The following is an 18,964-nucleotide window of genomic DNA, read 5'->3' as shown; positions in this document are numbered from 1 at the left end:
CCTCTTTTTAAGTAAAAAAATATAACTTAGCTTTGACCTAAATCAAAAAAAAAATAAAAAAGGGCAAAGTAATAATACTTTGCCCTCATCAAACTAGCTTATAGGCTAATTTTTTTAATCGTCATAATCTCCATCACCCGCATGGGTGCGCAGATTCTCCATTGTCTTTATTTTTTCTACGGTCCAATCTGCTGGATTTTCAATTTGAGTAGCTTTGGGGCCTAAATTGGCACTTCCAGCCTCTAAAAGAAGCTCCTTGGCAATATCTGCTGTATCCTGGGCATTAAATACATTCACCAGAAGGTCATAGGTAAACTCTTCCACTGCTTTGGTCATACGCTCCCTTATCTCTCTGGGTTCGCTTAAAAACTTCATTTCAAAGGGTAAATTCAACCACTTGTAATTTTTAGGAGCCCAGCCCTTTTCTTTGGCATAAGCCACCATTTCCTGCCAAAGCTCCTCGCTTAAACCTTTACCTTCTTCCTTAATCAATTCCTTGTTTTCGTCCAGCACGGCATTGCCATATTCATCCACTTTAACTCCCCAGGCTAGCATCTGTAAGGCTGTAGCTACATTGGCTTTGGTGGTAGCAGTTTTGGCTGCAATCTCCCTTAACCTATCAGAATTGTTTCCAGAAGTACCGTGTTGGGCCCCAGAAATTTTATAAGGCTCCAGGGCCTTATGTATCCTGGCAGTTAAATCCACCTGAATTCCAGCATCACTATCCTGAATACCATGGGTGGTACCATTGTTTAAAGCAATCCAATCAGGAAAAATACCATGGGCATTTAAACCCTTGATTAAAAATAGGGCTTCCTCAGGAGTGGAAAGGCCTTCTTTACCTTTAATTTCACCTACTTCTGTTTCATAACCTGCCCATTCTGGTACATATTTGGCCAATTCTATGTTGGCCAAAAGATTTTCTGTATCAGGCAAATGTGAAGCATCAATGGCAATAGAAGTGATGCCAAAATCAAAAAGAGAAGGAATTTGTTTTCTGGCCAATTCTATGTCTTTGTCATTTTTGATGGTAAAATGATCAGCATGGATAGCTATAGGTATGGTAACTCCCAGTTCATTGGCCACAGTATCTACAAACCTGGCCAGATTCCACATATTGATGTGGCAATAATTGCTTTCAGACTTGGCAATTTCCACAATAATAGCTGCATTGGCCCTTTGGGCAGCCAATAAAACCCCTCTTAAAACAAAGTAATTACGGCAATTAGCCGCAATGGTCATGGCCTTACCTTTTTTTAACATGGCCCTATCAATGACCTTGCCACTTACCAAAAGGGCTTTGCTATGGGGAAAAAGCTTTTTTATATTTTCAGGTCTACCAATTTCCAAAAGTCTGGCATAGCTATCACTCATATGACTACCTCCTTGGTTTGCTGGTTCTTTATTTTTTGTCCCTTAAACCCTACTTTTCTGCCTGAAAAAAAGCTTTTGGCAAGGTTTAGAAGACTTGCCAAAGACCTAAAACTTGGGCAAGTTAAAGCTCATTGTTTATTATTTAAAGGACTACATATGCTTAAACTGCAAGAGGTAAGTAAACACTTTGGCGGAGTAAAAGCCATTCAAAAAGTATCCTTTGAATTACAAGCCAATACTATCTTTGGGCTTATTGGCCCCAATGGTGCAGGCAAAACCACTTTATTTAACCTCATTTCAGGCACCTTAAAAGTCAGTAAAGGAAAAATCTATTTTCAAAACCAGGATATAACCCACCTCCCTGCCTATAAACGCAGCCGTTTGGGTATAACCAGGACCTTTCAAAACTTAAGCCTGTATCCAGACCTTACCTGCCTGGAAAATGTACTTCTGGGTGCTGCTTCCTGGATAAGGCCCAAGCTAAAAGATTTATTTGTTTTTAATTCCAGGGAATATAAACAACTCCAAAAACAAGCCAGGGAATTTCTGGATTTGGTTGGCTTGAAAGAAAAAGAAAAGCTTTCTCCCAGTCAACTGTCTTATGGCCATCAGAGGAAACTGGAAATTGCCAGATGTTTGATGAGCAAACCCCGGCTCCTTCTGTTAGATGAACCAGCAGCAGGCCTTAACAACCAGGAATCTCACGAACTGGCCAATTTACTTGCTTTTCTCAAAAAAGAACTTAACCTGACTCTACTTATAATAGAGCACGATATGGATATAATCATGTCCATATCAGATGAGATACTGGTACTTATAGAAGGCAAACCCTTTATCCAGGATACACCCAAAAATGTTCAAAAAAATCCAGAAGTAATTAAGGCATACCTGGGTGAGGAAGATATCTTTGCAGATATTGCTTAAAAACAAAAGAGGTAAAAGATGCAACGAGTAGTTATTATTGGAGGAGTGGCCTTAGGGCCCAAAGCAGCCTGCCGTTTTAAAAGGCTGGAACCTGAAAGTGAAGTGATTATCCTGGAAAAGGACAGGTTCATCTCCTATGGAGGATGTGGAATTCCCTTTTATCTCTCTGGTGAAGTAAGTGATATTAAGGAACTCCAAAGCACTTCCTATCATGTACTAAGAGATGAAAACTTTTTTGAACAGGCCAAAGGAGTCAAGGTCCTAACCCAGGTAGAAGCTCAAAAAATAGACCGCAACTCCAAAAAAGTTTTGGCCTTTGACCATAAAAACCAAGAGGAAAAGATATTTCCCTATGATAAGCTGGTCCTGGCCACTGGAGCCTTTCCCAGAAAATTGAATTTACCTGGAATAGACTTAGAAAACATTTACGCAGTAAAAAGTTTAGGCCAGGCCCTTAAAATCAGGGAAAAAATAACCCAGGGCGTGGAAAAGGCCGTGGTTATTGGTGCTGGTTTTATTGGCCTGGAAATCGCCTATGCTTTAACTGACCTCTGGGGAATTGAAACTTCTATTGTAGAAATAAGCCAACAAATTCTACCTGGTTTTATCAGCCCAGAACTGGCCCAGGTAGCTCAAAAACATCTGCAAGATCAAGGGGTAAACCTCTATTTATCTGAACAGGTACTTGAATTTAAAGGAGAAAATTCAGTAAAAGAAGTTATAACCAACAAAAGGACCCTGTCTGCAGACCTGGTTATTTTAGCTACAGGAGTAATTCCAGATTCCAGACTGGCCAAAGAAGCAGGCCTGAAAACTACTTCCTGGGGTGGAGTGATAGTAAATGAATATCTGCAAACCTCTGACCCCAATATTTATGCGGGTGGAGATGTTGTTGCCTTAAAACATCTGATTACTCAAGAATACGCCCACTTTCCCTTAGGCTCTCTGGCCAATCGCCAGGGAAGGGTTATAGGAAGCAATTTAGCTGGCTACCAACAGACCTTTGCTGGAGCCTGTGGAACCTTTATTTTAAAACTCTTTGACCTGACCATTGCTGGAAGTGGTTTAAGCCTGGAAAGGGCGAAAAAAGTGGCTTTAAGGCCCAAAGCGGTCTGGCTCTGCAGTTTGACAAGGCTCATTTTTATCCAGAAAAAGACCTTATCCTTTTGGAACTGGTAGTTGAAGAAAAGAACGAAAGGGTTTTGGGCATTCAGGGCATAAGCTCCAATGGTGATAGCCTCAAAGCACGCATAGATGCGGTAGCCAGTCTTTTGCCTTTTTACCCCACCCTAAAGCACATAAGCAACTTAGAAGTGGCCTATTCTCCCCCCTATGCTGCTGCCATGGATATAGTCAATGTGGTAGCTAATGTCACAGAAAATATTCTGGAAAACAGAAACAGGGGAGCCTTACCAGAAGAAGTAAAAGCCTTTTTAGAAAAATCCTTACAGGATAAGCAAGGAATAGTGCTTGACTGTAGAGGAGAAGACAACGCCAAACCCTGGATAGAAAAGTACGGAGACCTCTGGCTTAATATTCCAGCTGAAAACTTAAGGGCCAATCTGGATAAAATTCCCAGAGATAAGGAAATTTTGCTTGTATGTAATACTGGGGCAAGGTCTTATGAAGCCCAACTAATTTTAAACAAAGCTGGTTTTAAGCAAACCAAAAATGTCCTGGGAGGAATGGGGTTCTTACTCAAATATGGCCTTAACCTTTAACCTTAAGGATGAATCATTATGCTCTGCACCTATGAAAATCAATTCTTAGAGGAAGCAGAATTAAGACAAATTCAACTGGAAAGGCTGCAAAGCACCTTACAAAGGATTCAAAGAAATGTGGCCTTTTACCAGAGAAGGTTTAAAGAAATAAACTTTGACCCAGATGAATTTTCTTCTCTTAAGGACCTGGAAAAACTTCCCTTTACCACAGAAGAAGACCTATCCAGAGCCTATCCCTATGATATGTTTGCCATTAACCTGCGACACATTGTGCGCATCCATTCCACCACAGGTAAAGACAAGGATCCCATTGTTATTGGCTTTACAGAAAACGACCTGAAAGCAATCGCCAGCCTGGTCTTAAGGACCTATCAGAACTTTAATTTAAGTAGCGAAGATGTTTTCCAAATAACCTTAAACTATGGTCTGGGTACAGCTGCCTTTTCCTTTCACGAAGGAGCCCACTTACTCAAAGCTTCTACCATTCCAGCTTCAGCAGGGCGCACTGAAAAACAAATCAAAATGATGCTTGATTTTGGCACCACCTGCCTTATTGCCACTCCCAGTTATCTCAAAATTCTAAAAAATAGACTGAGCCAGAATATCTATCCCTTGGCCAAACTGCGCCTAAAAACCATTTTAAGCACTGGAGAGCCTCTGGAAGATTCTTTAAAAAAAGACATTGAGGAGTTTTTTCAAGCCCAGGTCTATGATATTTACGGGCTTAGTGCAGTCTTAGGGCCAGGTATTGCCTATCAATGTCCTCAAAACAGACACTTACACCTAGCAGAAGACGTAATTTTAGCAGAAATCATTGACCCCAACACCTTAAAACCTCTTCCTCCTGGGGAGTATGGAGAATTGGTACTTACCACTTTGGTCAGTGAAGGCTTTCCCCTTTTACGCTACCGTACCGGGGATAAAACCATAATTATACCCAAGAAGTGTTCCTGTGGCAGGACTTTTAAAATCATAGAGCCCATAAAAGAACGGGTAGATGATGTACTCATAGTAAAAGGAATAAACATCTCTCCCAAGCGCATAGCCAGTATCCTGGATTCTATTTTGCAAACCCAGGTTGCCTGGAAAATGGAAGTAATAAGGACTGAGGAAAAAGATGAACTGGTCCTAAAAATAGGGATTACAGAAGAACTCTTTTATGACCAGATGAAAAGGCAAAGAGGTCTGGTAGATAACTTGAGACACTCCATTTCTCTCTGGCTAGGAGTGACTCCCAGAGTAGTCTTAGTGGAGCCAGAAAGCTTAAAAAAAGAATAAAATAATTTTCAATTCTTAATCTGAAAACTATTTATTCTAATCACCCCTTAGGAAACCACCTCCCAGACCGGGCCTGCAGGAGTGTCTTTTACTTCTATACCCAAAGCAACCAACTGCTCCCTTAAGGAATCAGCCAGGGCAAAATCTTTATTTTTTCTAGCGTCTTGCCTTTTGGCAATTAGGGCTTCTACTTCTTCCCTGGCAATATTCTTTCTTTTCAGCTGAATGTCTTTTAATTCTTCTAAAAATACTGCTGGAGCTAAATTGAGTACACCCAAAATCTTGCCTGCTCTGCTCAAAAACTCTCTAATTTCAACCAGAATATCTTTCATTGTCTCAGCCTTACGTAAATTTTTATCCGTAGCTATACGATTTACAATTCTAACTGTATTAAAAAGATAACCAATAGCTTTAGCAGTATTTAAATCATCTTCTAAAGAAAGAAAAAATTTATCTTGTTGTTCTTTTATCTCTTCTATTAAACTACTATCAACTTTTACCTTTTTCCACTTCTTATTGCTTAAAATAGCTTCCAGTTCTTCTACTGCTTGATAAATTCGCTTTAATCCCTTTTCAGCTTCTTCTACACTTTCCAAATTGTAATCTAAGGGGCTACGATAATGTTTGGTTAAGAGAAAAAACCTCAGCACCTCTGGATGGTAATTGTTTAAAATATCCCTTATGGTAACAAAATTGCCCAGGGATTTGGACATCTTTTCTGAATTTACCTGCACAAAACCATTATGCACCCAATAACGCACAAAGGAAGTAGAATAAGCTGCTTCACTTTGGGCCTTTTCATTTTCATGATGTGGAAAAATCAGGTCCTGCCCTCCCCCATGGATATCAAAGGGAAGTCCTAAATATTTTTCACTCATGGCAGAACATTCCAGATGCCAACCAGGACGACCCTCTCCCCAGGGACTTGGCCACTTAGGTTCACCAGGTTTGGCACTTTTCCACAAGGCAAAATCCAGAGGGTCCTCTTTTCCTCTCCAGGTTCTATTCTGGCGCCTGCTTGCAGTTCTTCTATATTTCTACCTGAAAGCTCTCCATAGGTTTTAAATTTACGCACTCGAAAGTACACATCTCCCCTGGAAGTGACATAAGCAAAACCCATATCTATTAGCTTTTGAGTCAGCTCTATCATTTCCTCAATATGCTCTGTAGCCTTTGGTTCAATATCTGCCCGCAAGATATTTAACCTATCCATGTCTTCATAAAAAGCCTCAATATATTTTCTGGCTACTTCATCCCAGGGTAAATTTTCCTTATGGGCTCTATTGATTATTTTGTCATCTATATCTGTAAAATTACGTACAAAAATGACTTTATAACCTTTATCCCTTAGATACCTAACTAAAACATCAAAAACAACAGCAGAGCGAGCATGCCCAATGTGACAGTAATCATAAGCAGTAATACCACAAACATACATTCTAACTTCATTATCTCTAAGAGGAACAAACTTCTCTTTTTCCCTCTTTAATGAATTATAAATCTTCATTTTCCACCTCTTCTTCTTTTTCACTGTCACCAGAGCGTAAACCTTAATACCTTCTTTAGCTCCAGTAAATCCCAGCCCTTCTTCTGTAGTAGCCTTAAGGGCAATATCTTCTTCTCCAAGTCCTGTAAGCCCCATTAAATTCTTCTTAATCTGCCTTTTAAAAGGAGCAATTTTAGGTATCTGAGCCACAATAGTCAAATCCAGGTGGACCAGTTGAAAATTCTTTTTCAGGGCCAGAAGCAAAGCTTCCCGAAAAAAAATACTACTGGGCATATTGGCATAAGTGTCTTCTGTATCTGGGAAAAAGGTGCCAATATCCTCTTCTCCCAGGGCACCTAAAAGGGCATCTGTCAGGGCGTGAAATAACACATCTCCATCCGAATGAGCTGTCACTTTAATCTTTTCAGAAATGGGAATTCCCCCTAAAATAAGGGGCTTATCGCCTCCATAACGATGCACATCATAGCCAAAGCCATTTTTATAAATTACTTTTTTTCTTTTTTTAACATTTTCAAATCATCTTGGGTGGTTATCTTTAAATTTTCCTCTTCCCCTTCCACTACTCCCACTTCCCTGCCCAAAGCCTCAACCAGAGCAGAATCGTCTGTGCCCACTAGTCCCTGTTCCCTGGCCTTTAAATGAGCTTGTTTTAAAATAGAAAAAGAAAATAGTTGCGGAGTTTGAATGCGTAATATTTTATCTCTATCCAGAGTCTTTTTTACCTTGTTGGCTTCCACTTCTTTTAAGGTATCTTTGCTTTTAAGCGCAGGAATAACTCCAGCTAACTCAGGCTGACTTTCTGCCCGATCAAAAAGCCTGGAAACCAGCTGAAGAGAAAAAAAAGGCCTGGCGCCATCATGTACTAAAACCCAATCACACTCTTCAGGCAATTGTTGCAAGCCATTAAATACTGAATCCTGCCGCAACCTGCCTCCTGCAGCAAAGCGCAAAGCAAGATTAAGTCCCTGCTCAAAAGCCAAGTTCAAAGCTCTTTCCTGCCAAAGAGAAAGTTCACTTTCAGGAAAAACCAGAACAACTCCCCTTATCTTAGGAAAATTAGCTAGTTTTACCAGGGAGTGAAAAAATAAAGGCAATCCCTTCCAGGTGAGAAATTGTTTCTTGGTCTTTAAACCCTGCTCTTGAAGACGGGAACTTTGACCTGCTGCTAAAATTATGGCCCAATAATTTTTCATAGTAATAAAAGGGAGTTGGGCTATAAGCCGGGTTCTGTACCTCTAAAAAGAGGTGACTGCCATTAATCTAGGATCAAGGTTACCCTTGACCTCCAGCGGCCTACCCGAAGGCTTCAGCCGGGCCAGCCTCAAACGCCTTCCTATTTGGCCTTGCTCCGAGCGGGGTTTACCTAGCCTACCATGTCACCATGGTAGCTGGTGGGCTCTTACCCCACCGTTTCACCCTTACCCAGCACCCACTTTGAAGGCGGTAAATAGTAGTTTAAAAATTCAAAACTTACCATCTTCAAAGTGGGTGCTGGGCGGTCTGTTTTCTGTGGCACTTTCCTGGAGTCGCCTCCACTGGGTGTTACCCAGCGCTCTGCCCTGTGGAGCCCGGACTTTCCTCTTCTTAAAAAACTTAAGAAGCGGCAGTCCGCCCAACTCCCCTGTTTTATATTTTAAAACAACAAATTATTTTGACAAGTAATTACTTGGAATAGTGTTCTTCCCAGTAAATCAAGCGTTGACAATTGGGACAATTTAAAATTTGCTCTCCTTTTTGGAGCTCTACATAAGTTTGCGGTGGAACACTAATATAACAGCCCGTACATACACCATTGCTCACAGCCACTACCACAGGCTGACTGAGCCTTTCCCTGATAAAATTATACCTGGCAAGAATAGGAGGAGGTATTAAAGCACAAGATTCTTCTCTTTTTTTTCCAGTTTTTCTATTTCCTGTTTTACTTCATCCAGAGCAGTAATATTCTCTTCTTCCAGGGCCTCTATTTTAGTTTTTAACTCTTCTTCTTTGCTTTCCAGTTCATCCAATTCTTTTTTATGTAAACTTATATCTTCTAAAATAGTAGTCAATTCTTCTTCTTTGGTCCTATTTAATCGCTCAAAATTATCAAGCTCTCTCATCATTGCTTGATATTCTTTTGAATTAGAAATAAGCATCAATTTATTTTTAACTTTTTTAATTTTATTATTATTATCTTCTATCTCGGTTTGCATTTTCATTTTTTGCTCATTCAAAGCATCAAATCTTTCTTGAAGCTCTGCTTTCTTTTTCAACTTCTTCCAGTTCTTCTTTCAAGCTATTTAAGGCTTGGGGAATAGATTCTATCTTTTCCCTATAAGCTATTAGTTTGTTGTCAATATCTTGAAGGACAACTAGCTTTTTAATCTGTTCAATATACATTATACCTCCTCCTAAATTTATATAAACCCAAAAGGATCTTCTCCTTCTATAAAAAAGACTTCAACTTCATCTAAATTTTGTTTAAGATATTTATAGAAAGAGAACATCATTTTTTCTTCCAGAATAAAATGCCCAACATCCAAAACCCAGCCACGCTCAGCCAGTTCCTGGGCCTGATGGTATTTAACATCTCCAGTAATATAGACATCAGCCCCCTGTTTAAAGGCAGAAAACCCCAGATCTGCTCCAGAACCAGGACAATAAGCCACCCTTTCTACTACCCTGGGAAGGCCTCCCACCTCTCTTAAACTGGTTATTTCTAAAATATCCTTGAGCCTATTTAGAAATTCAGCAGGTGAAAAGGGAAGGGGTAAATCCCCTATAAGTCCAAGCCCACCTTTCTCCCTTGAAGAAAGAGGATATAAACTTACAAGACCTTTAAAATCTTCCCAGAGATTAATTTGCTCCAGGACAAAATCCCTGGCTGGAGCATAAATATCTAAATAATGAACTCCCCTTTCGTCTTCAGAACTTGCCAAAACTCCTTTTAATTCCTTTAAAAAACCAGCCCTTTTAAGAGGTAAAGGAGGAGAAAAGTGTATTCTCCATATCTGCTCTGATTTTCCAGGTTGCAAAGAAGAAATATTAGTCAAACCCAAAGACCTGGCCAACCAACCAGCAGGCCCTTTAATATTGGCGTCCAGAGAAGTATGCGCAGCATACAACCACATTTTGGCTTCCAGTAATCCCTGTAATAGGTGATAGTACCCATCAATTTTATTGGGAAACCTGGGTTTTAAAGCTAGAGGATGGTGGGTTAAAAGAAAATCCACCCCCAGTTCTAAGGCCTTATTTAAAGTCTTAAAGGTAGGGTCTAAGGCCAAGGCAATTTTTTTGATTTCTCGAAGAGGACTGGCAACCAGGACTCCACTTTGATCCCAACCAAGAGCCAGGTCAAGAGGGGCAACTTCTTCAATAATTTCAATTAGTTCATCTACTAGCATAAAGCATAAAAAAAGGGTGCTTCCCTCTTACGCTTAAGGAAGCACCCTTTTCCTTTACCTTTAATTGTTTGCTTATTTTATCTACTTTAGAACTGCTATCCAAGGTTTCTCCTCAAATGGTGGGCCTACCAGGATTCGAACCTGGGACCATCCGGTTATGAGCCGGGAGCTCTGCCAACTGAGCTATAGGCCCAAAAGGTAAACAAAGGCATTTACTCTCAAATAAAGGGATTGTCAACTCTTTGCAAACAGAGAAATTTTTCTTTTCTAAAGAAAAAGAAGTTCCTGAATCATTTTCTTTAGTTCTTCCAAAGAGTAGGGTTTGGATAAAACCCCTTTAAATCCATACTCCTTATACCTGGCCATAACCGGGTCTTGAGAATACCCACTGGACACTACAGCCACCACCTCTGGATTTATTTTTAACAACTCCTTGATAGTTTCCTTTCCTCCCATCTTACCCGGGACAGTTAAGTCCAAAACAACCAGGTCGTATTTGTTATTTTGCAAAGATTGTTTATACTTTTCCAAAGCCTCTTCTCCACTTCTTACACAGGTACAGTCAAAGCCAAACAGGGAAAAGACATCTCTGGATATCTCCAGGATTTCCTCTTCATCATCCATAATCAAAACCCTCTTATTTACAGAAAACACTTCCAGGGTATGCGCATCTTGCTTTTCTTTTTTAGCCAAAACATTATTGGTTTTACTTACAGGTAAAATCAAAATAAATTCTGCCCCTTGAGAATAAGTGGCATTATATACTATTCTTCCTCCATGTCTTTTTAAAATAGAATAACAAGAAGCTAAGCCCAGCCCAGAACCTTTGGCTTTAGTAGTGAAATAGGGTTCGAAAATTTTAGCTTCAACTTCCTTGGGCACGCCAGGCCCTGTATCTTGAAAATAAATCAACACATACTTGCCAGCTTTAAGCTCCCAGAAGTTGTCTTCCTCCAGGACTTCTACTCGCATACCTATCTGAATACGACCTTTGCCCTCCATGGCCTGTAAAGAGTTGATAACCAGATTTTCTATTACCTGGGCAAATTGACTGGCATCCACATTTACAGGTGGCACTTCCTTGGGAAAATCAAAGCTCACTTTTACCGCACTACCTTTAAGTAAAAAATGGGCTGTTTCCTTTATTATCTTATCCACTTTTACAGCTTCTTTTACTGGCTCTCCACCCTTAGCAAAAGTGAGGAACTGGGAAGTAAGCTGCTTGGCTCTTAAAATAATCTTTTCCACTTTTTCTATTTGCTCAACAAGCTTTTCCTTTTCCTCTGGCCTGGTCAGGCGCAAAAAATTAAGATGATTTAAAATTATGGTAAGTAAATTGTTAAAGTCATGGGCAATGCCACCAGCTACTACGCCCAGAGCTTCTAGCTTTTCTTTACGCAACCTTTCCTGCTCTAACTGAATTTTCTCAGAAATATCTTTAATTACTACTACTGTCCCCACCATTTCAGCAGAAAATCCCCTTACAGGAAAAACTTTCACTTCCACAGGAATCTTTTTATCTTTGTGATTTACTAAATACAATTTATCACTTTCCCAGTTCTTTTCTTTAGTTAAAACCTGTTTAACCGGACAGAGTAAATTTTCTTCCTGCTCATAAAGATAAATATAATCAGTAAAAAAAGAATTCTTTACCTTTTCCAGCTCAATACCAATCATCTCTTCCCCTGTCTTATTCATAAACAAAATGTTTCCCTTGATATCTGTGGTAATAACAGCATCTCCTATCCCAGCTAAGGTCAACTGGAAAAGGTCCTTTTCTGCTTTTAAATCCTTTTCTATCCTGGATTTAGCTTCTATTTCTTGATTTAATCTTAGATTTATTTCCTGTAACCTCTTGGTTCTTTCCAGTATCAAATGCTCTAAGTTCTGGTTTAAAAGTTGCAAATCTTCCTCTGCCCTTTTTCTTTCCGTTATATCCCTAAAAATAAAAACCAGACTGTTTTCACACTTTAATTCAACAGAAGTTAAAATACACTCTATATACTTATCCTCTTTCTCAACATTATAACCAAATTCTATCATAGACTGTTCTTTTAAACTCTCTAAATCCAGGTTTTGAATTAAATCAAACCCAAGTATATCCTTTAAATTTTTAGCTATAAGATTTTTTTCTTTAATCTTAAATATTTCTTTAAAAGAATTGTTGTATTGAGATATATTTAGACTATAATCAGTTACAACCAAACCATCAGCCATAGTATCCATAATAACAGTTAAATAATTTATAACATCTTCTAGTTCTTCTGTTGCATTGCTAATACTTATCTTTAATTTGTCAAAAAATCTTCCCAATTCCTGGGCCATATCTTCAAAAACTATAGCTAGATATCCTATCTCATCATCACTTTTCTTGGAGAAGATTGCGTTAAATTCTCCTTTTTTTACTTTATAAGCAAAATCTGTAAGTTCTTTGAGAGGATAAATAATTTTTCTCATAAAGAAAATTGTAATTAAAATAATAATCACCAGGCCTAAAAGGTTAAAAATATTTATCTTAAAAATAAAATTCATTATTTCTTTCTGAATCTCTGCATATTTTATTCCAATTACAATATATCCAGCTTCACCTAAAAGTACGCTTTTCTTTATTTGAATATATTTTTTTCCGTCTATCTGAATATATATGGGCTCAACTTTGTTTTTTTCTATTTTACTTTGAGTAATAACAGTTAAAGGAGGAGCTGGGACAAAAGTATGAGCTATAACCTCCCCTTGTTTATCCATAACCAGGACATAACCTATACCCTGTACCTGTAAAAATTGATTTACAAGTGCCTGAATCCTGGATAAATCTCCAGAAGATAAAATTTCAGGTAAAGAATAGGAAATAGAGGATATAATAGAGTCTGCTTTTTGTAAGTAATTATTGATGAACTTTTCTCTAATAAAAAAGGAAAGGTAAAAAGTAACAACTATAGCATAAATAGAAAAAAATAACAGAATAATACCTATAACTTTTCTAAGCAATCTGGATTTAAACATATCTAATAAAATAATGTCCTGAAGTCTTTTAAAGGATGAAGCATGCCATCTTTTATGGTAGCAAAGTAAACCTCTTTCAAAGCTCCCTGGTTATCTCTAGTAAAAACTACTGGATCTTCAAGGCCAATTTCAAAGCCCTTAGGATTATAAATAACTTCTTCCAGTTTACTTCTATCCAGAGAAGGACCCAATCTTTTTAAAATTTCCACTATCAACTTAGCATTTAAAAAACCCTCAAAGGAAATAGGTCCATAAAAGGGATGATTGTAGTCTGCAGTGGCATATTTTTTTATATCAGCTTTATATTTAAGAAGAGTAGCCAGATATTCTTCATATATTTTATAATGTTTCAATTCAAAAAAAGGAACCACTACACTATTTACAAGCCCAAAGGAATAGGAACGATTATTTTTGTTTTCCAGCTTGCTTAAATTTAAAAACATTGCCTGAGCATCTACAAAAGATAAGTTGGCTACAGGAACTTTTATTTGAGCATCTCTTAAATCCCGAATAAAGCCAGTAGCTGCACTTGTGCTGGCTATAGAGAGAATAACATCTACTTTATTTCTTTTAAAAACCTCCACCTGTTGTCTATAACTATCTTTTAATCCACAGCCTCGTATATAACTGGCATCAGCAACTATTTCTAACCCTTTTTGTTTTAAAAAATCCCTTGCACTTTGCCAGCCACTTCTACCAAAGGCATCTAATTGATAAAAAATACCTATGCGTCTTTTCCCTATCTCCAAAAACCTGGTTAACAAAGCCTGTATTTCCTTCGCATAAGGGGGTCTAAGATTGAGTACATACCTTTTATAGGGCTCTTTTCTTAGGCTAAGCCCTCCAGTTAAAGGAAAAAATAAAAAAGCTCCATGCTGGTTATCAATGCTTAAATAGGGAAGAATCCTATTTACTGTAGGAGTGCCCACATAATCAAAAAGCCAGATAATTTTTTTCTCGTCCACCAATTCAAAGGTATTTTGCAGGGTAAGTTCGGGCTCGTACTTATCGTCATAGGTTAAGATTTTTATCTTTTTACCATAAAGTCCCTTTTGTTCTTGATTTATCTTTTCCAGATAAGCAAAGGAACCACGGTAAAGTTCTATTCCCAACACTGCATTGGGTCCAGTAAAAGCAGCTGACATTCCTAAGTAAATGGTATCTTTCTGAGAAGCAGCCCAGGAAGGTAAAGTTAAACCTAAAAATATAAAGAGAAAAAGTATCCTTTTTAACATCATTAGATTTCTTTGGAAAATTTTTGGGCAATTACTCGCATGTGTACTTTTTCCTGCTCAGCTAAAATTAAAAACAAACTTTTACTGTCTTCTTCAAAACTTTGAAAAACCAGATTTTTATACAAATCATAAGCCATTATTTCAATCTGCAGAGCTACTTCTAATAAATAATTTCTATCCACCTGTTTCTTTACTTCCTCTAACCAGTCTTCTAAACTTTTTCCACCTTCTAAAATTTCTCCTGAAGCCTTTTCAAATAAAAGTTCAAAACCTTCTAAGGAAACTTGCTTTCCTTTTGCCCACTTATAAATCACATGGGCATGTTTTTTTCCAATTCTTCAAAGCTGGCAAACTCCCTGCCTATAACATGGGCAAATTCTTCATTTATCCGCTTGTAAAAAAGATAGGCTCCTTTTTCCAGTTCAATGGCCTGTTTTACCACTTCTTCTAGCTTATTTAAATGGGCAAAAACTCTAAAATTGGGCCAATTGGAAAGAGTTTCTCCTTCATAGGCCAGAATCCCACCTTTTAAGTTATAAATTTCCTTTTCAAACATTCCACTGTCTCTGGCCAATCTAGCAGCTGCCCGGGAACGATTGCCACTACGACAATAAAAAATATAATTTTTTCTGGCATCAAAACTAAATAATTTACTCTCCAGATCTGGCAAAGGGGCAAGTAAGGCTCCTGGAAGGTGTTTTTCTGTATATTCCTCTGGTTGTCTTACATCCACTAACACATAACTATCTTCTTTTTCCTCAGCCTGAATTTTTTTTAATTCCTGAGCATCAATATCCTTTATTGGTTTTTCTAAATAAGACATATAAGTAACTCCATTCTTACTTTGAAAGGCATTATCTCCTTTCTTGACCTTGATGTCAATTGAGGATAGAGAAAATTACTCTAAAAATAAAAAAAATGGGAGTTTTTTCTTTATGCCCAAATTATGTGTAAATGTAGATCATGTAGCTACAGTAAGACAAGCTCGCCTGGGTTTAGAGCCAGATCCTTTAACTGCTGCTCAATTAGCTATCCTGGCAGGAGCCAGGGGGATTATCGTTCACCTAAGAGAAGACCGAAGACATATTCAGGATAAAGATGTATTTAATCTAAAAACCCATTTAAAGGCCAATTTGCACCTGGAAATGGCTGCTACGGCTGAAATGCAAAAAATAGCTTTGCAGGTAAAGCCACATATGATTTGCCTGGTTCCAGAAAAAAGACAGGAATTAACCACTGAAGGTGGGCTTATTTGCAAAGGCAGAGAACAGGAGTTAAGGGAATTTATCGCTCCCTTTAAAGAAAAAAAGATTTTGACTAGCTTATTTATAGATGCTGATTTAGAACAAATTAAAGCAGCCCAGGAAATCGGTGCAGAATTTATTGAAATTCACACTGGTCATTATGCAGATGCTAAAAATGAACAGGAAAAAGAACAGGAACTAAAAAAAATTTTAAAAGCCATTGAATATGCTCAAAAAATAGGTTTACAGGTAAATCTGGGGCATGGTTTGGATTATCAAAACATTTGGGCCTTTGCTAAAGTGCCTGGCATTAAAGAATACTCTATTGGACACAGCATTATCTCCAGAGCTATTTATGTGGGCATAAGTAAAGCTGTAGAGCAAATGGTTAATATCATAAACACCTTTGTAGATTAAGTTATGGTTTTAGGGGTAGGTCTGGACTTAGTAGAGCTGGAAAGAATAAAAAAAATTTACCAGCGCTATGGAAATAGATTTGCCCAGAAAATATTAGGCACCAAAGAGCTTGCTCATTTTCAGGAAAAAAAAATAAAATTGAGTTTTTAGCTTCTCGTTTTGCCGTAAAAGAAGCCACTGTAAAGGCTCTGGGCACTGGTTTTACTCAAGGCATAAACTTTAAAGACATTGAGACTCTAAACACTCCGCAAGGAAAACCCTATCTCTCTCTTTCGGGTGAAGCTAAAATCTGGTTTCAAAAATTAGGAGCCAAACACAGCTGGCTATCTCTTACGCATAACACTTTAGTAGCAGGAGCAGTGGTCATCTTAGAAGGATAAACTAAAAAGGGGAGAAAAATGTTTCAACCTTTACCAACGCCACAGGAAATGGCTAGGTGGGACGAGCTTACCATTGAAAAATTCGGCTTGCTTCCAGAGGTACTTATGGAAAATGCCAGCCGGGAAGCTCTTTATGTATTAAAAGAAAGGTTTTCTTCTTTAAAAGGCAAAAGCGCCCTTATCTTTGCTGGCTCAGGGAATAATGGTGGAGATGCCTTTTCTCTGGCCAGGCACTTAGCCAACCAGGAAGTAAAAGTAATGGTCTTACACTCCAAATGGCAAAAGGAATACCTCAATACCACTGCTGGCTATTACCTCAACCTGGCTAAAAAAATGGATATTCCCCTTATGCATCTACCTGAGTACAATATGGACTTTCTACCTCAGGTGGACATTGTGGTGGATGGCCTTTTGGGTACTGGTTTTAAAGGAACTCTGCGCAAAGAGTATATTTCCTGGATAAAAAAGATAAACAAACTGGGCAAACAGGCCTTTGTGCTTGCCCTGGATATTCCCTCAGGCCTGGATGGTGAAACCGGAAGGCCCTCTCCCATTGCAGTGGTCGCAGATGTAACCATTACCTTTGAAGAGGCCAAACTGGGACTGTTTTTACCTCCAGCCAAGCCCTATATTGGGCAGTTAAAGGTGGGAAAAATTGGTATTCCTAAAAAAATAAAACAGGAAAATCCCTGTACCCACTATGCCCTTACCTCCAAAATTTTAAACCTCATTTCTCCTCCTCCTGCTACCTTACACAAAGGTCAAGCTGGACATGTCTTGGTTGTAGGAGGTTCCACAGGACTTACCGGCGCACCCCAATTAGCTGCCCTTGGAGCCCTGCGCATAGGAGCAGGATTGGTCACAATAGCCTGTCCCAAACCACTGGCTTCTCAGATAAAAGGAATTTTCCCTGAAATAATGCTCTTACCCTTGCAAGGTGAAGAAGAGTTTTTAACCTCCAAGGATTTTGAGCTTCTGGAAAAACACCTTTCTCGCTTTAAAGCTGTAGTTTTTGGTCCGGGCATGGGTAGAGATTCCAGGACCTTAGAATTGCTAAAAAAATACTTGCAACTAGAACATCCGCCAACTGTTTTTGATGCTGACTCCCTCTATTTTTTTGCCACAGACCCTTCCTTAATAAACTTAAGTAAACAAAAGGATAAAATCTTATTTACTCCTCATCCCGGAGAAATGGCTCGTTTTTTTAACACTACAGCAGAAGAAATAAACCAGGCCAGAGCCCAGTTTGCCAGCCAATTTGTGAATAAATACCAGGTAAGCCTGATTTTAAAAGGAGCAGCCACTATCATAGCTCATCCCAATCGTCCCCTTTATATCTCTCCCTTTGCCACACCCAATCTGGCGCTGGGAGGCTCAGGAGATATTTTAGCCGGTATTATAGGTGGCCTTTTAGCTCAAAACTATTCCTTAGTGGAAGCCTCTTGTTTGGGGGTTTTTGTTCATGGACTTACAGGCGAAAAACTGGCTCAAATTTATCCTTATCGTGGAAACCTGGCTCAAGAAATTGCCCATCATTTACCTTTAGTTATAGGAGAATACAAGCATGCTAAAAGCTAAAGACATCATGCAGACCAAGGTAATCACCATTGAACCCCAAGAAACCATTATTCAGGCAGCCAAACTAATGCTAGGCAATCAAATAAATGGCCTTCCAGTAGTGAATAAGGAAAATAAAGTAATAGGAATTATTACCCAAAGCGACCTTATTCTGACCCAAAAAAAAGTGGACCTGCCTTCTTTTTTTACCCTGTTAGATGGTTTTTTGCCCCTATCTTCTTTAAACAAACTGGAAGAAGAAATAAAAAAAATGAGTGCAGTTAGAGTAAAAGAGGCCATGACTCCCAATCCTCTTTGTCTATCACCAGAGCATACCCTGGAAGAAATCGCACAGATTATGGCTGAGAAAAAATATCACACCTTACCTGTGGTAGATGAAGAACAAAAACTCATAGGTATCATTGGCAAAGCAGACATTTTAAAGGCCCTGGTAAATGAAAGTAGTAGTTAGAGAACTAGAGGAAACTCAAAATTTAGCTATCACTTTAGCAAATCTTCTTTTAGAACAACAACAAAAACCTCTTATTCTCTTTGAAGGCAATTTAGGTGCAGGGAAAACCACTTTTATTCGTTTTTTTGTACACGCCTTTCCCCAGGGTAAACAGGCAGAAGTAAGTAGCCCGAGTTTTAATCTGCTCAATATTTACCCTACCCAACCAGAGATTGCCCATTTTGACCTTTATAGACTGCAAGGGGAAGAACTGGATACTGATTTAGAGGAGGTTTTACTTTCTTCTAAGTTTATTCGTTTGGTAGAATGGAGCGAACACCTTCCTGCTTATTTAAATTTTGCAGACTGGCTCAAGATAAGTTTTCACTTGCAAGAAAAAGAGCGCATTTTGGAGTTTACAGCCAAAGGAAGTATGACTAATATCTTGTCTTCTTTTAAAAAGCTAATTTCAGGGAAAGAGGTGAAGTGA

Annotated in this window: 21 protein-coding genes, 1 tRNA gene, 1 other RNA gene and 1 pseudogene; 10 read left to right on the top strand and 14 right to left on the bottom strand. The window is 38.6% G+C overall.

Features of this window, described 5'->3' with window-relative positions; all coding sequences use genetic code 11:
- Window positions 1-114: 114 nt before the first annotated feature.
- Window positions 115-1,374 (bottom strand): class II fructose-bisphosphate aldolase, encoded by a 1,260-nt coding sequence (locus ACZ42F_RS02780; RefSeq protein WP_464279661.1) that lies wholly within the window; start codon window positions 1,372-1,374, stop codon window positions 115-117.
- Window positions 1,375-1,530: 156 nt separating this feature from the next.
- On the opposite strand from ACZ42F_RS02780, the gene ACZ42F_RS02775 reads away from it, so the two are divergent.
- From ACZ42F_RS02775 to ACZ42F_RS02760, 4 genes are read left to right on the top strand one after another with little or no spacing between them, the layout of a single operon-like run.
- Window positions 1,531-2,298, top strand: coding sequence for an ABC transporter ATP-binding protein (locus ACZ42F_RS02775; RefSeq protein ID WP_029965414.1), 768 nt, complete (start codon window positions 1,531-1,533; stop codon window positions 2,296-2,298).
- 18 nt (window positions 2,299-2,316) lie between these two features.
- On the top strand, window positions 2,317-3,477 hold the full coding sequence (locus tag ACZ42F_RS02770; protein WP_464279660.1) for an NAD(P)/FAD-dependent oxidoreductase: 1,161 nt from the start codon (window positions 2,317-2,319) through the stop codon (window positions 3,475-3,477).
- Window positions 3,465-4,019, top strand: a complete 555-nt coding sequence (locus ACZ42F_RS02765) for a rhodanese-like domain-containing protein (protein ID WP_464279659.1) — start codon at window positions 3,465-3,467, stop codon at window positions 4,017-4,019. Before ACZ42F_RS02770 ends, ACZ42F_RS02765 begins: the two co-directional genes overlap by 13 nt.
- Before the next feature lie 18 nt (window positions 4,020-4,037).
- A complete protein-coding gene (locus ACZ42F_RS02760; RefSeq protein WP_464279658.1) occupies window positions 4,038-5,297 on the top strand; it encodes a phenylacetate--CoA ligase family protein in 1,260 nt (419 codons plus the stop codon).
- Between the two features lie 47 nt (window positions 5,298-5,344).
- Here the strand turns inward: ACZ42F_RS02760 and ACZ42F_RS02755 are convergent, their stop codons facing one another.
- The 13 genes and pseudogenes from ACZ42F_RS02755 to ACZ42F_RS02695 form a co-directional block, all read right to left on the bottom strand.
- Window positions 5,345-5,629 (bottom strand): CysS/YqeB C-terminal domain-containing protein, encoded by a 285-nt coding sequence (locus ACZ42F_RS02755; protein ID WP_464280176.1) that lies wholly within the window; start codon window positions 5,627-5,629, stop codon window positions 5,345-5,347.
- Window positions 5,624-7,263: pseudogene (cysS, locus tag ACZ42F_RS02750) on the bottom strand (cysteine--tRNA ligase); the annotation flags it as partial. The pseudogene cysS and the gene ACZ42F_RS02755, both read right to left, overlap by 6 nt.
- A 26-nt stretch (window positions 7,264-7,289) precedes the next feature.
- Window positions 7,290-7,997, bottom strand: coding sequence for a 2-C-methyl-D-erythritol 4-phosphate cytidylyltransferase (ispD, locus tag ACZ42F_RS02745; RefSeq protein WP_464279657.1), 708 nt, complete (start codon window positions 7,995-7,997; stop codon window positions 7,290-7,292).
- A gap of 7 nt (window positions 7,998-8,004) precedes the next feature.
- Window positions 8,005-8,424: RNase P RNA component class A (gene rnpB / locus ACZ42F_RS02740), an RNA gene on the bottom strand.
- Window positions 8,425-8,466: 42 nt separating this feature from the next.
- The gene (locus tag ACZ42F_RS02735) at window positions 8,467-8,616 is read right to left on the bottom strand and encodes a zinc ribbon domain-containing protein (RefSeq protein WP_464279656.1); all 150 of its coding nucleotides are present in this window, start codon (window positions 8,614-8,616) and stop codon (window positions 8,467-8,469) included.
- 56 nt (window positions 8,617-8,672) lie between these two features.
- Window positions 8,673-9,002, bottom strand: a complete 330-nt coding sequence (locus ACZ42F_RS02730) for a zinc ribbon domain-containing protein (protein ID WP_464279655.1) — start codon at window positions 9,000-9,002, stop codon at window positions 8,673-8,675.
- A 19-nt stretch (window positions 9,003-9,021) separates the two neighbouring features.
- Complete coding sequence (locus ACZ42F_RS02725) at window positions 9,022-9,183, bottom strand: hypothetical protein (protein WP_464279654.1); 162 nt, start codon at window positions 9,181-9,183, stop codon at window positions 9,022-9,024.
- A 17-nt stretch (window positions 9,184-9,200) separates the two neighbouring features.
- Window positions 9,201-10,187: a Nif3-like dinuclear metal center hexameric protein gene (locus ACZ42F_RS02720; RefSeq protein WP_464279653.1), complete on the bottom strand. Its 987-nt coding sequence runs from the start codon at window positions 10,185-10,187 to the stop codon at window positions 9,201-9,203.
- Window positions 10,188-10,304: 117 nt separating this feature from the next.
- Window positions 10,305-10,380: transfer RNA gene (locus tag ACZ42F_RS02715), tRNA-Ile, on the bottom strand.
- Between the two features lie 74 nt (window positions 10,381-10,454).
- A complete protein-coding gene (locus ACZ42F_RS02710) occupies window positions 10,455-13,190 on the bottom strand; it encodes a hybrid sensor histidine kinase/response regulator (RefSeq protein ID WP_464279652.1) in 2,736 nt (911 codons plus the stop codon).
- 2 nt (window positions 13,191-13,192) lie between these two features.
- A complete protein-coding gene (locus tag ACZ42F_RS02705; protein ID WP_464279651.1) occupies window positions 13,193-14,425 on the bottom strand; it encodes an ABC transporter substrate-binding protein in 1,233 nt (410 codons plus the stop codon).
- Between the two features lie 2 nt (window positions 14,426-14,427).
- On the bottom strand, window positions 14,428-14,739 hold the full coding sequence (locus ACZ42F_RS02700) for a hypothetical protein (RefSeq protein WP_464279650.1): 312 nt from the start codon (window positions 14,737-14,739) through the stop codon (window positions 14,428-14,430).
- Window positions 14,736-15,248: a rhodanese-like domain-containing protein gene (locus ACZ42F_RS02695; protein WP_464279649.1), complete on the bottom strand. Its 513-nt coding sequence runs from the start codon at window positions 15,246-15,248 to the stop codon at window positions 14,736-14,738. Before ACZ42F_RS02695 ends, ACZ42F_RS02700 begins: the two co-directional genes overlap by 4 nt.
- A gap of 112 nt (window positions 15,249-15,360) precedes the next feature.
- Here ACZ42F_RS02695 and ACZ42F_RS02690 point away from each other — a divergent pair, with 112 nt between their 5' ends.
- Genes ACZ42F_RS02690 through tsaE form a run of 6 tightly spaced genes read left to right on the top strand, consistent with a single transcriptional unit; the run spans window position 15,361 to window position 18,964 of the window.
- Window positions 15,361-16,086: a pyridoxine 5'-phosphate synthase gene (locus ACZ42F_RS02690; RefSeq protein ID WP_464279648.1), complete on the top strand. Its 726-nt coding sequence runs from the start codon at window positions 15,361-15,363 to the stop codon at window positions 16,084-16,086.
- Between the two features lie 3 nt (window positions 16,087-16,089).
- Window positions 16,090-16,236, top strand: coding sequence for a holo-ACP synthase (locus tag ACZ42F_RS02685; RefSeq protein WP_464279647.1), 147 nt, complete (start codon window positions 16,090-16,092; stop codon window positions 16,234-16,236).
- The gene (gene acpS / locus ACZ42F_RS02680) at window positions 16,179-16,466 is read left to right on the top strand and encodes a holo-ACP synthase (RefSeq protein WP_464280301.1); all 288 of its coding nucleotides are present in this window, start codon (window positions 16,179-16,181) and stop codon (window positions 16,464-16,466) included. The genes ACZ42F_RS02685 and acpS overlap by 58 nt, the downstream gene beginning before the upstream one ends.
- Before the next feature lie 18 nt (window positions 16,467-16,484).
- Entirely contained in the window at window positions 16,485-18,044 is a 1,560-nt protein-coding gene (locus tag ACZ42F_RS02675; protein WP_464279646.1) for an NAD(P)H-hydrate dehydratase, read from the top strand.
- Window positions 18,031-18,495, top strand: coding sequence for a CBS domain-containing protein (locus tag ACZ42F_RS02670; RefSeq protein WP_464279645.1), 465 nt, complete (start codon window positions 18,031-18,033; stop codon window positions 18,493-18,495). Before ACZ42F_RS02675 ends, ACZ42F_RS02670 begins: the two co-directional genes overlap by 14 nt.
- Window positions 18,479-18,964 (top strand): tRNA (adenosine(37)-N6)-threonylcarbamoyltransferase complex ATPase subunit type 1 TsaE, encoded by a 486-nt coding sequence (gene tsaE, locus ACZ42F_RS02665; protein WP_029965392.1) that lies wholly within the window; start codon window positions 18,479-18,481, stop codon window positions 18,962-18,964. Before ACZ42F_RS02670 ends, tsaE begins: the two co-directional genes overlap by 17 nt.

Source organism: Desulfonauticus autotrophicus, assembly GCF_055381725.1.
This window is presented reverse-complemented; position numbering and strand designations above follow the sequence as displayed.